This window comes from Pseudomonas sp. FSL R10-1339, from assembly GCF_009600545.1.
GTDB lineage: Bacteria > Pseudomonadota > Gammaproteobacteria > Pseudomonadales > Pseudomonadaceae > Aquipseudomonas > Aquipseudomonas bubulae.
In genome coordinates, this window is the sequence record NZ_WIVQ01000043.1 from 1 (window position 1) to 13,333 (window position 13,333).

Here is a 13,333-nt window from a genome sequence, read left to right on the forward strand (position 1 = left end):
CAGCGGTAGTTCAGTCGGTTAGAATACCGGCCTGTCACGCCGGGGGTCGCGGGTTCGAGTCCCGTCCGCTGCGCCATATTCTGAACACAAGCCCCTTGAACGCTTGTGATCAACAAAAAGCCTGCCTTGTGCAGGCTTTTTTGTGTATGCATGTTTTCTTTGATTGATAAAAAATTCAAATAAAACAACCACTTACGCGAATAGTGTGAGAGAATGCGCCCCGCAACGAAAGTGAAGTACAAGGGTGATTAGCTCAGCTGGGAGAGCATCTGCCTTACAAGCAGAGGGTCGGCGGTTCGATCCCGTCATCACCCACCACTTGCTTTCAATGTTACGCGCAGCGGTAGTTCAGTCGGTTAGAATACCGGCCTGTCACGCCGGGGGTCGCGGGTTCGAGTCCCGTCCGCTGCGCCATATTCTGAACACAGGCCCCTTGAACGCTTGTGATCAACAAAAAAGCCTGCTTAGTGCAGGCTTTTTTGTGCGCGGGTGTTTTGTGGTGTGTGGGGTTTAGAAATCCCAGCGCGTGGTCACCATCACATTGCGAGGGTCACCGTAGTACGACGAGTTATAAAAACCGATATTGGTGTAATACGACTTGTCGAATGCGTTGTTCAGATTGACCGTGGCCGACAGGTTTTTCGAAATCTGATAGCGCGCCATCAGATCAACCAGCCAGTATGGGTCCTGGGAGAATTTTTCCACGGTGCCGCCCTTGTTCCAGTTGGTCAGCATCTGCCAGCCGGTGCTCTGCCAGCGAACGCCGCCGCCCAGGGTCAGTTTGTCCAGATCGCCGGTCAGCTTGTAGCTGGTGTACAGGTTGATCTGGTCTTCCGGTTCCCAGGTCGAGACCTTTGTGCCGCCCTGGTCACGGCTGACCTTGTGGGTGTACCCCGCCTGCAATTGCCAGCCTGGCATCAGCTCACCGGAGATCTCTGCTTCGTAACCCTTGGTCGTGGCCTTGATACCTTTGTAGGCGTAGTCGATGTCCGGGTTGGTCGGATTGCCGTTGTAGGCCATGTCTGCTTCAGGACGGTTGTCCTGATGCACTTCAAAGTAGGCCAGGCTTGAATTCAGGCGGCCATCAAAGAACTCGCCTTTCAGCCCCAGCTCGTAGTTGGTGCCTTCATCCGGCTCAAGCATCTTGTTGTCGCGATCGCGGTAATACGACTGCGGCAGGAAAATCTCTGTGTAGCTGGTATAGGCCGAAATATTGTCATTGATGTCGTAGATCAGGGCTGCGTAGGGCAGCACTTTGCCCGTGTCCTTGGCCTGGCTGGTGCCGGTCAGGGTGTAATTGGCCACCCGGGTGCCCAGCATCAGTTTGAGGTCGTCGGTCAGGCTGAAGCGGCCGGTCACGTAGGTACCGGTCTGGCGTGTTGTTTCATCGTTGTATGAAGTGACATTGCCCCAGTCCGGCTCAAGGCTGTTGCCTTTCCAGTTGTAGTAGTCGTAGGCGTTGTTGACCATATTGGCATTGGTATAGTCCTTGCCAGTCCAGTGCGATTTGGACACCGAGCCACCGACGACCAGTTCATGTTCGCGCCCCAGCAGGCTGAACGGACCGGTGGCAAACAGGTCACCGCTGTCGCTGACATATTCGCCGGTGTATTTGCGGGCGAGCATTTTTGCCAGCCCGGTAGTGGCGTCCGGGTCAAGCAGGGCGCCCAGCGGGGCGTTATAGCCGTTGATCTGGTGGTTGTACTGGCCTTTGACTACCCAGCCGTTGGCAAAGTTGTGTTCCAGGGTTGAGAACACCGTGCGGGTGTATTGCTCCCAACTGCTCCATTTGGCGCCATTGTTGAATGAGCGCGGGGTGCTGATCCGGTCACCTTTGGAATTGAACAGTGATGCGCTGCCTGACCAGCTGGAACCTTTGGGGTTGTTGTCCTGATAATCGGCACCCAGGGTCAGCAGGGTGTCGGGGCTCAGATCCACTTCAAGAATGCCGTAGTAAACCTCGCTGTCACGCTTGTAGTGATCCATGAATGAGTGCTTGTCCTGGTAAGCCGCCACGGCCCGGCCACGCACATTGCCGCTCTCGGTTAATGGCCCGCTGACATCGATTTCGGAGCGGTAGTTTTCCCAGGAGCCTGCGCCCACATCGATATGGGCCTTGAATTCGCGGGTCGGTTTTTTGCGCACCATATTGATGGTACCGCCCGGTCCGCCAGCGCCGGTGAGCAGGCCGGTTGCGCCTTTCAGGATTTCGACCCGGTCATAGATGGCGGTGTCAGTCAGGGTGTGCCCGGCCGAGTACTGCGGGTCTTGCAAGATGGGGATGCCGTCGTACTGGAAGTTCTTGATCGCAAAACCACGGGAGTAATAGCTGGTGCGATCGCTGTCATAGGTGGCCACGGTGATGCCGGGGGTGTGGCGCATCACGTCATCGATGGAGTTCATGCCGAAATCGTCCATGGCCTGGCGGGTCACCACGGAAATGGACTGGGGGGTTTCCCTTGGCGTCAGTACCATGCGTGTTGCTGTCGCGATGGAGCCGGGGGTGTAGGAGCCGGTGCCTTCGGTGATAGTCCCGAGCTGGTTGGCGCTGACCTGGGTGGCGCCCAACTCCAGTGCGCCGCCTGCCGCGGGCAGGGCGTCGAGCCTGTAGCCGTTGGCGCCTTTGACCATGGTATAGCCGCTGCCCCGCAACAAGGCTTCGAATCCGTCATGTTCGTTGTAGGCACCCTGCAGGCCCGGAGTCGACAGGCCTTCCAGGTTGCTCGACTGAAAAATGATCGCCACGCCGGCTTGTTGCGCGAAGCGGTTCAGTGCGTTGCTCAGCGGGCCTGCGGGTATGTCGTAGCTCTGTACGGCTGCAGTTTGTGCCTGGGCAGTGGCGGCGTATGCCACGCCAGCCGCCGACGCAACGATCAAGTGAATCGCCAGCGCAAGGGGTTTGTAGGAGGTCAGCATGGAAGACGTAGTCCTTTATGAGTCGTTGTTACCTACCTTGACGGCTGACTCGACAAAAGCGGAACGAATGGGAATTATTATTTTTCAGGGGTGTGCAACTGGCTGATCACAACCAGCCAGGGTGTGTAGGTTTTGATCTGCAGGGGCAAGGTGTCGGCGATCAGTTGCAACGCCCGGTCGGTATCGTCCAGAGGCAGTACAGCCGAGACGCGCAGGCCGGCCAGGGTGTTGCGATCAAACTGCAGGTGCCCGCGTCGATGGCGGGAAATTTCATCAAGCACCTGAGGCAGCGGCTGATCTTCAACCACCAGTTGATGGCGCTCCCAAGCCTGATCGATGCTGGCCGGGGAGATGCTGCCAGCCAGTTCGACCGAGCCCTGGCGAATCAGCGCCCGGGAGCCTGCACTCACCTCCAGGGTTTGCTGCTCGTTCGCGCTTTGCGCGGCGACGCGAGACTGCAACATGCTCAATACGGTGGTGTCACCCTGGCGCTTGACTACAAAGCGGGTGCCCATGGCGCGCATGCTGCCTTGGGCTGTTTCCACGAAAAATGGCCGGGCGCTGTCATGGGCGACGTCGACCAGTACTTCACCTTGCAGTAGTTCAATGCGCCGCGCCTGGCCGTCAAAATGTACATTGAGCGCGCTGGTGCCGCTGAGGGTAATGCTCGAGTTGTCGGCCAGGCGCTGTGTTTTCCAGTCATTGGGGCCGGTGCTGATATCGGCCAGCCATTGCTCGGGATAATGGCTTTGCACCAGCAGGGTGGCCGGCAGGGCCAGGCAGCCGGCAATCAGCAGGGCGCGCAAGGCATGTTTGCGTCGGGTGACTGCCTTGCGCCCGGCAAATGCGGCATTGAGCGCTGCCTTGGCTGGCGTCGACTGCTGGCGCAACGCCTGTAGGCGGTTGATGACATCTTGCATGCGCCGGGCTGCGGCGGCGTGTTGCGGGCTTTGCTGTTTCCAGCGCTCGAATTCCAGGCGCAAGCCCTCGCTGAAGCCTTCCTCGTGCAGGCGAAGGATCCATTCGGCGGCTTGTTCGTCTATTGAATCGGGCTGTTCGGGCATGCGGGCTCAGGTGTTCAGGCTGTGGCTGCAATGCAGCAGGGCCTGGATAAGGTACTTGCGCACGGTGCGGTCAGACAGGCCCAGTTGCCGGGCGATTTGGCACTGGGTCAGGCCGTCCAGGTAATACAGCACAAAGGCCTGGCGGGCTTTGTCCTGCATGCCTTCGAGAATAAAGGCGATCTGCTCCAGGGCTTCCAGGGTGGTAAGAATTTGCTCGGGTGATTGATAGCCTTCGAGTGCCTCGGCGGTCAGCGCAAGTTCTTGCAAGTAGGCGTTTTCTATCTGTTTGCGGCGCACCTGATCGATGATCAGGCGGCGTGCCGTGGTGCTCAAAAAGGCCCGGGGCTCGCGCAGGGTGGCTACCGACTCGCGGGCATTGAGAATTCGGGCGAAGGTGTCCTGGGCCAGATCGGCGGCATTTTGCGCGCAACCGAGCTTTCTGCGTAGCCAGCCAAACAGCCAGCCGTGATGCTCGCAGTACAGTTCGGTAATAGCGCTCTGGTAGGACGGTTCACCCGAAGACATAGGACGCTGCCTAAATGTTATTGAGAATAATTACCAATTCTCAACGAAAGTCCGGGGTAAACGCAAGGCGGGCGATGAAATGTAACGGTCACTTGCAACTGTGGGAGCGGGCTTGCTCGCGATGGGATCGCCTCGGTGTGGCAGGTACACCGCGTTGTATCCATCGCGAGCAAGCCCGCTCCCACAGAGTGTGGAGGCGGGTGTTTTAGTTCTTCGCGATCAAATTGCCGGCATGCAGCCCGCATTCTTTTTGCGTGGCGTCTTCCCACCACCAGCGGCCTTCGCGCTCGTGCTGGTTGGGCAGTACCGGACGGGTGCAGGGCTCGCAGCCGATGCTGATAAAGCCGCGTTCATGCAGGCTGTTGTAAGGCAGCTCCAGCATGCGGATATAGCCCCAGACTTCCTCGCTGGTCATTTGTGCCAACGGGTTGAACTTGTACAGCGTGCGCTCGGGTGTAGAGAACGCGCCGTCAATTTCCAGGGCGGCAACCTGGCTGCGGGTGCCGGGGCTCTGGTCGCGGCGCTGGCCGGTGGCCCAGGCCTTGACCGTCGACAGCTTGCGTCGCAGCGGCTCGATCTTGCGTATGCCGCAGCATTCGCCATGGCCGTCTTTATAGAAGCTGAACAGGCCTTTCTCTTTGACGAAGGGTTCGAGCTTGCTTTGATCCGGCGAGATCAGCTCGATCTGGATCTTGTAATGTTCACGTACCTGTTCGATAAACCGGTAGGTCTCGGGGTGCAGGCGGCCGGTGTCGAGGCTGAACACCTTGACGTTCTTGTTGAGCTTCCAGGCCATGTCCACCAGCACCACGTCTTCGGCGCCGCTGAAGGAGATCCAGAGTTCGTCGCCAAAATGTTCAAAGGCGAGTTTGAGAATATCTTGCGGGGACTTGCTGGCGTATGTCGCGGCGAGTTCGGCGACGTCAAACGGATGGCTCATCAGGCGGCTTCCTGCAGTGAATGGCGCTGGGCGCTCTCTAGTCTCGTGATCTTATCAAAAAGCGCGGGCTACAGGGTTTGCAGCGTATCGAGCAGTACCTTCACTTTGGTGATGGATTCCTGGTATTCATCCTGCCAGTCGGAGTCGGCCACAATGCCGCCGCCGCCCCAGCAACTGATGCGCCCGTCCTTGACCAGCAGGCTGCGGATGGCGATGGAGCTGTCCATTTCGCCACGCACGTCGAGGTACAGCAGAGAGCCGCAGTAAATGCTGCGTCGGGTGGGTTCCAGCTCGTCGATGATCTGCATGGCGCGGATTTTCGGGGCGCCGGTAATCGAGCCGCCCGGAAAGCTGTCGCCAATCAGGTCCAGGGCGTCTTTGCCATCGGCCAGTTCGCCGATCACGCTGCTCACCAGGTGATGGACGTTGGGATAGCTTTCGAGTGTAAACAACTGCGGCACGCTCACCGAACCGGTGCGGCAGGTGCGCCCCAGGTCGTTGCGCAGCAAATCGACGATCATCAGGTTTTCTGCGCGATCCTTGGGGCTGGCCAGCAGTTCGGCGGCGTTGGCTGCATCTTCGCGGCTGTCTTTGCCCCTTGGGCGGGTGCCTTTGATCGGTCGGGTTTCCACTTGATTCTGACTTATCCGTACAAAGCGCTCAGGAGAGAGGCTCAGGATCGCGTTGTCGCCCGCCAGGCTCATAAAGCCGGAAAAAGGTGTGGGGCAGGCCGCGCGCAATGCGCCATAGGCACTCCAGGCATCGCCCTCGCACTGGCCGCTGAAGCGCTGGGTGTAATTGACCTGATAGCAGTCGCCCGCCTGGATATACCGATGGATCTGTTCCAGAGCCTGCTGGTACTGGCTGGCGCTGATATCCGGTTGCATCGGTTGCTTGAGATTGAATGGCTTGTTGTGCGACGGGGCAGGCTGGCTGAACAACTGGATCAGGCGCTGGCGCTCTGCTGTTTCGAGGCTTGGGTGAAATACAAGCTGGCTGGTGGCTGCATAATGGTCACTGATCAGCGCCCAGGCATACAGGCCCAATTGCGCTTCGGGCAGGTGCAGGTCATCCCGGGCGTTGGCGGGCAGCTGTTCGAGTTGTCGGCCAAAGTCGTAACTCAGGTAACCGATCAGACCGCCAGCAAACGGCAGTTCGTATTCGTCCGGGAGGCTGGCAGCGCCCAGTTGCTTGAGGCCTTCACGCAGGCGTTGCAGAAAGTCGCGCCCCGACTCGTCTGGCTGCAGGGTCAGTTCTGCCTCAGGCCATGCGCTCATCAGGTCAAAGCGACCACGGTCTGCAGTGGGGCGGCCACTGTCGAGCAGCACGGCGCCGGGTGCATTGCGAATGGCCGAAAAATAGTCGGCAGGGTTGGCGAGGTAAGGCAGCGGGTGTACGGAGCAGGTCAACATGCGCAGCAAATCAGCCATCGGAGCGGGGGGGGGGGCTGATTGTAGTCCTGTGCAGGGTTGCAAATCTATGCGGCTTGTGGGGACTGCGAGAACTGTGGGAGCGGGCTTGCTCGCGATAGAAGCGACGCGGTTTAGCAGGTAAAACGCGTTGATAGCATCGCGAGCAAGCCCGCTCCCAAAGGTGTGAAAACGCTTATTCGGGCGGGTGAATATGGCCGAATAGTTCCTGGGCAAAGCGCACGCGCTCTTCCGGTGTTTCCTTGATGCCTTTGGCGGCCAGTTCTTCGAGGTGGGCCTCGACTGCGTGGGTGCGCAGGGTCAGGCCGCAATCGTTGGCAATCTGGATATTCAGGCCCGGACGGGCGTTGAGTTCCAGAATCAGCGGGCCTTTATCCTGATCGAGAACCATGTCCACGCCTATGTAGCCCAGGCCGCATAACTCGTAGCAACCGGCCGCCAGCTTCATGAAACCGTCCCAGTTGGGCAGTTGCACGCCGTCCACCGCGTTGGTGGTGTCGGGGTGCTTGCTGATGATGTTGTTCAGCCAGGTGCCACGCAGGGTCAGGCCGGTGGCCAGGTCGACGCCAACACCGATGGCGCCCTGGTGCAGGTTGGCCTTGCCGCCCGATTGCCGGGTAGGCAGGCGCAGCATGGCCATTACCGGGTAACCCATCAGCACGATGATGCGGATATCCGGCACGCCTTCGTAGCTGATGCTTTTGAAGATCTGGTCCGGGGTTACCCGGTATTCGATCAATGCCCGGTCCCGGTGACCACCCAGGGAGTACAGGCCGGTGAGGATGCTGGAAATCTGATGTTCGATCTCTTCATGGCTGATGATCTTGCCCGAGACGGTACGGAAGCGGTCTTCGAAGCGGTCCGCGATCACCAGAATGCCGTCACCGCCCGCGCCTTGTGCGGGCTTGATCACGAAGTCGTTGCGGTCACCGATGATGTCATCCAGCTTTTCGATTTCTTTCTCGGTGGAAATCACGCCGTACATCTCAGGTACGTGAATACCCGCTTTGATTGCACGTTCCTTGGTGATGATCTTGTCATCCACAATCGGATACAGGCTGCGTTTGTTGTACTTGAGTACGTAGTCCGCATTGCGCCGATTAATGCCCATGATGCCCCGGGCTTCCAGGGCCTTCCAGGTCTTCCAGAAGCCGAACATCAGGAGTCAGCCTTCAAGAATGCTTTGAAACGCACCAGTTCGGTCAGGCGGTAGCCACGATAGCGACCCATTGCCAGCATGAAGCCCACCATGATCAGCAGGATCGCCGGGAAGGTGAACACGAAGTACACCAGTTCCGGCACGCTCATGACCAGATACGCCAGGGTGGCTGCGAACAGGGTGCCGATCGCGACCTTCATGGCATGCCCGCCACCGCGCTCTTCCCAGGTGATCGACAGGCGCTCGATGGTCATCGTCAGAATCACCATCGGGAACAAGGCGACTGAAAGCCCGCGCTCCAGACCCAGCTTGTGGCTGAACAGGCTGATGGCCGCGATCAGGATAACGACAAAGGTCAGTACTACAGACAGGCGTGGCAGCATCTGCAGCTTCAAGTGTTCAAGGTAGGAACGTAGCGTCAGCCCAAGTGCGGTGATCACCGTAAAGAGGATGATGCCGAAGCCCAGTTGGGTCTCACGGAAGGCCAGGGCAATCAGTACCGGGGTGAATGTGCCCAGGGTTTGCAGGCCGATCAGGTTGCGCAGAATCAGGATCACCAGTACCCCGATCGGGATCATGACCATGATCATGAAGGTTTGCTGGGTCTGCAGCGGCAAGCCGTACAGTGAGTATTCGAGGAAGTTGGCGTCGGTGTTTTCGTCGGTCAGCTTGGCCAGGCGAATGGCGTTCATTTCGCTGTTGTTCAGGCTGAAGGTAACGTTGGCTTTTTTGCCGCCATCGACGGTTACCATCGGTTCGTCGCCGATCCACCACAGCAGGCGGTCGGATGGCAGGCCCTGTTCGCCGGTTTCCGGGTTGAAGTACAGCCAGTCGTTGCCGTTAAAGCTGCGCAGCCACAGTTCCGGGGTTTGCGGCTGATCGGCTACCAGGCGGATGGTGTGGACTTTTTCCATTGGAACGTGGGCAATCGACAGCAGCAGCTCGATGATTTGTGCCTTGTGCGCAGTCGAAGGATCACCCGCCAGCAGCAGTTTCACGTTGTCATCATTGGCATTGCTGACGCGCTTGATGGTTTCGCTGATAAAGGTTTCGACATCGGCCGAGTGCTGGCGGATAGGTGCAAGCAAGGCTTCGGCGGCGATTTTTTCCGGGCCTTCCACGGCGATGCTGTCGCGGAACACCGGGCCTTTGACCTTGGTCTTGTCGCCCGAGTAGCGCTTGGTCAACACCAGGCGGTAGTACAGGGTTTGCTTGCCACTGACCCGGCGTGCCGACCAGGTGACCTTGCGGTTGCCGTCAACCCGGTTGACGCTCACCCCGTAGTTGTTGGAGATAAAGCTCTCGTTGAGGCTGACGTAGTCGCGGTTAAGCGGCGGCACGAACATCTGGATCTTGACCGGGTCTTTGGAGCTGGCGACGAACTCGACCTTGGCGTCGATATTCCACAAGTCGTCCGTGGCGTCTTCGGTCACAGGAATGCCGAGGACGAAAATCTGATAGGCCGTAATCGAAATGCCCAGCACCACAAGGATGGTGATCAATATTTTCAGGTGAAGGGTAAGAGCGCGCATTTCAATTACTCTGCGGTTTGAGCGTTGGCGACGCAGGCAGGTTTGCCAGCAGCGTATTTAAGGCTTGGGTCGACCAGCGCATCAAAGCGTTTGAGCGCTTCGGAGCCAATCAACAGCGGGTATTGGAACGCACTTCTATCGGTCAAGTTCACTTCGATGGTGCGTAAAGCCTTGCCCATGCAGATTTCCAGGGAAATAACCGGGCGCGAGGTGTAGTTCTTGTCGGACTCAGGATCGTAATCACCCGAGCGTCGCTTGATCTTGCTGACACGGGCCAGCGGGCGTTCGATGGGGTGCGAGTGGGCATCATCGATGGCCAGGTAAAAGCGTACCCAGCTCTCGCCATCACGCTTGAAGCGCTTGATATCTCGGGCGCTGAGCGAGGCGGTCTTGGCGCCGGTGTCGAGTTTGGCCGCCACCTGCAGGTCGATACCTGCCAGTTCAGCGTATTCGTTGAGGCCGTACACGGTTTTTTCGCCAGCCAGGCTCAGGCCGGGTATGCACAGCAGGAAGGCGAGGATATAGAGGGGAAGCAATTTCATAAATCGAAGCACGTCTCTTGCAATCTTCAGTTCAAGGCGACTGGCAGGAGCGCAAGTTTCCTCGTGCGGCTGCCCTATGGATGAGGGCAGGGCGGATGCGGTCGGCATTCTAACATGATGGTTTTATGGCGCCAGCGCCGAGGCGCTTGCAAGCGGCGATCAACCCTGTCGATACAACCAAGGTCGTATTATTGGATTGTCGACAATGTCGATTTATTCTTTGACTATCAGGGCTGAAATAGCTAATTTCAGCACTATTGATTTTCAAGGTGTCGACAATATGCTGCAAGCACTGGAACCTGCCACGATCGCCCAGGACGACTCGGAAACCCTTTCCGAGAACGTTTTTCGGCGCATTCAGGCGGCTATTGTCAAAGGCGAAATCGCCCCGGGAAGCAAGATCTCCGAGCCCGAACTGGCGCGCACCTACGGCATCAGCCGCGGGCCATTGCGCGAAGCCATCCATCGCCTTGAAGGCCAGCGTTTGTTGGTGCGCGTCCCCCATGTCGGGGCGCGGGTCGTGTCGCTGAGCCATGCCGAGCTGATCGAACTCTACGAAATTCGCGAGTCCCTGGAAGGCATGGCCTGCCGCCTGGCCGCCGAACGCATGAGTGACGAAGACATCGCCGAGCTACGCCAGGTGCTCGAAACCCATGAGCGCGATGAGGCGTTTCAGGCGGGCGTCGGTTACTACCAGCAAGAAGGCGACTTCGATTTTCATTACAAAATTATTCAGGGCAGTGGCAATCGCACCCTGACGCAAATGCTCTGTGGCGAGTTGTACCAGTTGGTGCGCATGTACCGCATCCAGTTTTCCGCCACGCCCAACCGCCCACATCAGGCGTTTGCCGAGCATCACCGGATTCTCGATGCCATTGCCGATCGCGACGGCGAACTGGCCGAATTGTTGATGCGCCGACATATCGGCGCATCTAAACGCAATATTGCCCGTCATTACCAAGACGGTGCCCAGCAGACAGCCACTCCACGAGGTGAGTCATGAGCAATAAGAACAGTCCAGGCCAGCGTTTCCGTGATGCAGTTGCAAGCGAACATCCTTTGCAAGTGGTGGGTGCGATCAACGCCAATCATGCGCTGCTGGCCAAGCGTGCGGGTTTCAAGGCCATCTATCTATCGGGTGGAGGCGTCGCAGCCGGGTCGCTGGGCGTACCTGATCTGGGTATTACGGGTCTGGACGATGTACTGACTGATGTACGACGCATTACCGATGTATGTGATCTGCCATTGCTGGTGGACGTGGATACCGGCTTCGGCTCTTCGTTTTTCAACGTGTCCCGCACGGTCAAGTCGATGATCAAGTTCGGCGCTGCGGCGATTCACATTGAAGACCAGGTAGGCGCCAAGCGTTGCGGTCATCGCCCGAACAAGGAAATCGTTTCGCTGCAGGAAATGGTCGACCGCATCAAGGCCGCCGTCGATGCGCGTACCGATGACAGCTTCGTGATCATGGCGCGAACCGATGCGCTGGCGGTGGAAGGGCTTGAGTCAGCCCTGGAACGTGCCGCGGCCTGTGTTGAAGCGGGGGCTGACATGGTGTTCCCGGAAGCCATTACCGAGCTTGAGATGTACAAACTGTTTGCCAACCGGGTCAAAGCCCCGATCCTGGCCAATATCACCGAATTCGGTGCCACGCCGCTGTACACCACCGAGCAACTGGCCGGTGCTGACGTATCGCTGGTGCTGTATCCGCTGTCGGCATTCCGGGCCATGAACAAGGCGGCCGAAAACGTCTACACCGCGATCCGCCGCGACGGCACCCAGCAAAACGTGATCGACAGCATGCAAACCCGCATGGAACTTTACGATGCCATCAACTACCACGAGTTCGAGCAGAAGCTCGATGCGTTGTTTGCCGCGAAGAAGTAACAGAACACTGTGACTCTGTGGGCGCGGGCTTGCTCGCGATAGGGTCACCGCAGTGATTCAGGCAAACCGTGTTGCCTGAATCGCGAGCAGGCTCGCTCCCACACAGGTATGTATTGAACCCAGTAGTTGCCGAATCCCTAACAAATTCAAGATTGGAGAAGCGCAATGGCCGAAGCAAAAGTATTGAGTGGTGCCGGACTACGCGGCCAGGTGGCCGGGCAAACGGCCCTGTCCACCGTAGGCCAGGAAGGCGCAGGCCTCACTTATCGTGGTTATGACGTACGTGAACTGGCGGCCGAAGCACGCTTTGAAGAAGTGGCTTACCTGCTGTTATATGGCGAACAGCCGACCAAGACCCAACTGGCTGCCTACACGGCCAAGCTGCAAAAGCTGCGCGATCTGCCCCAGGCATTGAAAGAAGTGCTGGAGCGCATTCCCGCCGACGCCCACCCGATGGACGTGATGCGCACCGGTTGCTCGTTCCTGGGCAATATCGAGCCGGAGAAAGACTTCGCCGAGCAACAGGACAAGACCGACCGCCTGCTGGCCGCCTTCCCGGCGATCATGTGCTACTGGTATCGCTTCAGCCATGACGGCAAGCGCATTCACTGCGTAACCGACGAAGAGTCGATCGGCGGCCACTTCCTGCACTTGCTGCACGACAAAAAACCGAGCGAGTTGCACGTCAAGGTGATGAACGTGTCACTGATCCTTTACGCCGAGCACGAGTTCAACGCTTCGACCTTTACTGCCCGTGTTTGTGCCTCGACCTTGTCCGACCTGTATTCATGCATCACTGCAGCGATCGGCTCGCTGCGCGGCCCGCTGCACGGCGGCGCCAACGAGGCGGCGATGGAAATGATCGAACGCTTCGACTCGGCAGAAGAGGCGGTGCAAGGCACCCTCGGCATGCTGGCGCGCAAGGACAAGATCATGGGCTTTGGCCATGCGATCTACAAAGACAGCGACCCGCGTAACGAAGTGATCAAGGGCTGGTCGAAAAAACTCGCCGACGAAGTGGGCGACACCGTGTTGTTCCCGGTCTCCGAAGCGATCGACAAAACCATGTGGGAACAAAAGAAGCTGTTCCCCAACGCCGATTTCTACCATGCCTCGGCGTATCACTTCATGGGTATCCCGACCAAGCTGTTTACCCCGATCTTTGTCTGCTCACGCCTGACCGGCTGGGCGGCGCATGTGTTCGAGCAGCGTGCCAACAACCGCATCATCCGTCCGAGCGCCGAATACATCGGCGTAGAACAGCGCAAGTTCGTGCCAATCGAACGTCGCTGAGTGAGGCCACTGGCTCCCGCTGAAGGTGGGAGCCGGTTCCCTCTT

Annotated in this window: 11 protein-coding genes and 2 tRNA genes; 5 read left to right on the top strand and 8 right to left on the bottom strand. The window is 58.4% G+C overall.

The annotated features are described in order from the left end of the window. Window positions 1-242 precede the first annotated feature (242 nt). Window positions 243-318 (top strand) — tRNA-Val (locus GHO03_RS14010). A gap of 19 nt (window positions 319-337) precedes the next feature. Next, a tRNA-Asp gene (locus tag GHO03_RS14015) sits at window positions 338-414 on the top strand. Window positions 415-510: 96 nt separating this feature from the next. Here the strand turns inward: GHO03_RS14015 and GHO03_RS14020 are convergent. From GHO03_RS14020 to GHO03_RS14055, 8 genes are all read right to left on the bottom strand, one after another. Beyond that, the gene (locus GHO03_RS14020; protein WP_095039431.1) at window positions 511-2,916 is read right to left on the bottom strand and encodes a TonB-dependent siderophore receptor; all 2,406 of its coding nucleotides are present in this window, start codon (window positions 2,914-2,916) and stop codon (window positions 511-513) included. Window positions 2,917-2,993: 77 nt separating this feature from the next. Further along, window positions 2,994-3,980, bottom strand: a complete 987-nt coding sequence (locus GHO03_RS14025) for a FecR family protein (RefSeq protein WP_133144867.1) — start codon at window positions 3,978-3,980, stop codon at window positions 2,994-2,996. 6 nt (window positions 3,981-3,986) lie between these two features. Beyond that, the gene (locus GHO03_RS14030) at window positions 3,987-4,505 is read right to left on the bottom strand and encodes a sigma-70 family RNA polymerase sigma factor (RefSeq protein WP_095003108.1); all 519 of its coding nucleotides are present in this window, start codon (window positions 4,503-4,505) and stop codon (window positions 3,987-3,989) included. A 205-nt stretch (window positions 4,506-4,710) separates the two neighbouring features. After that, window positions 4,711-5,445, bottom strand: coding sequence for a phosphoadenylyl-sulfate reductase (locus GHO03_RS14035; protein WP_153379714.1), 735 nt, complete (start codon window positions 5,443-5,445; stop codon window positions 4,711-4,713). A gap of 68 nt (window positions 5,446-5,513) precedes the next feature. Then, on the bottom strand, window positions 5,514-6,857 hold the full coding sequence (gene pabB, locus GHO03_RS14040; protein WP_095021024.1) for an aminodeoxychorismate synthase component I: 1,344 nt from the start codon (window positions 6,855-6,857) through the stop codon (window positions 5,514-5,516). 193 nt (window positions 6,858-7,050) lie between these two features. Next, complete coding sequence (locus GHO03_RS14045) at window positions 7,051-8,034, bottom strand: alpha-L-glutamate ligase-like protein (RefSeq protein WP_095003110.1); 984 nt, start codon at window positions 8,032-8,034, stop codon at window positions 7,051-7,053. Next, a complete protein-coding gene (locus tag GHO03_RS14050) occupies window positions 8,034-9,566 on the bottom strand; it encodes an inactive transglutaminase family protein (protein ID WP_095003111.1) in 1,533 nt (510 codons plus the stop codon). The genes GHO03_RS14045 and GHO03_RS14050 overlap by 1 nt, the downstream gene beginning before the upstream one ends. A gap of 5 nt (window positions 9,567-9,571) precedes the next feature. Next, window positions 9,572-10,108, bottom strand: coding sequence for an ATP-dependent zinc protease (locus GHO03_RS14055; protein ID WP_095003112.1), 537 nt, complete (start codon window positions 10,106-10,108; stop codon window positions 9,572-9,574). A 280-nt stretch (window positions 10,109-10,388) separates the two neighbouring features. Between GHO03_RS14055 and GHO03_RS14060 the strand changes: the two genes are divergently transcribed. From GHO03_RS14060 to prpC, 3 genes are all read left to right on the top strand, one after another. Next, window positions 10,389-11,111 (top strand): GntR family transcriptional regulator, encoded by a 723-nt coding sequence (locus GHO03_RS14060; RefSeq protein WP_095003169.1) that lies wholly within the window; start codon window positions 10,389-10,391, stop codon window positions 11,109-11,111. Continuing rightward, window positions 11,108-11,995 carry a methylisocitrate lyase gene (prpB, locus tag GHO03_RS14065; RefSeq protein WP_133144869.1) on the top strand — a complete coding sequence of 296 codons (888 nt, stop codon included), beginning with the start codon at window positions 11,108-11,110 and terminating at the stop codon, window positions 11,993-11,995. Before GHO03_RS14060 ends, prpB begins: the two co-directional genes overlap by 4 nt. Before the next feature lie 165 nt (window positions 11,996-12,160). Next, complete coding sequence (prpC, locus tag GHO03_RS14070) at window positions 12,161-13,288, top strand: 2-methylcitrate synthase (protein ID WP_153400084.1); 1,128 nt, start codon at window positions 12,161-12,163, stop codon at window positions 13,286-13,288. Window positions 13,289-13,333: the final 45 nt, after the last annotated feature.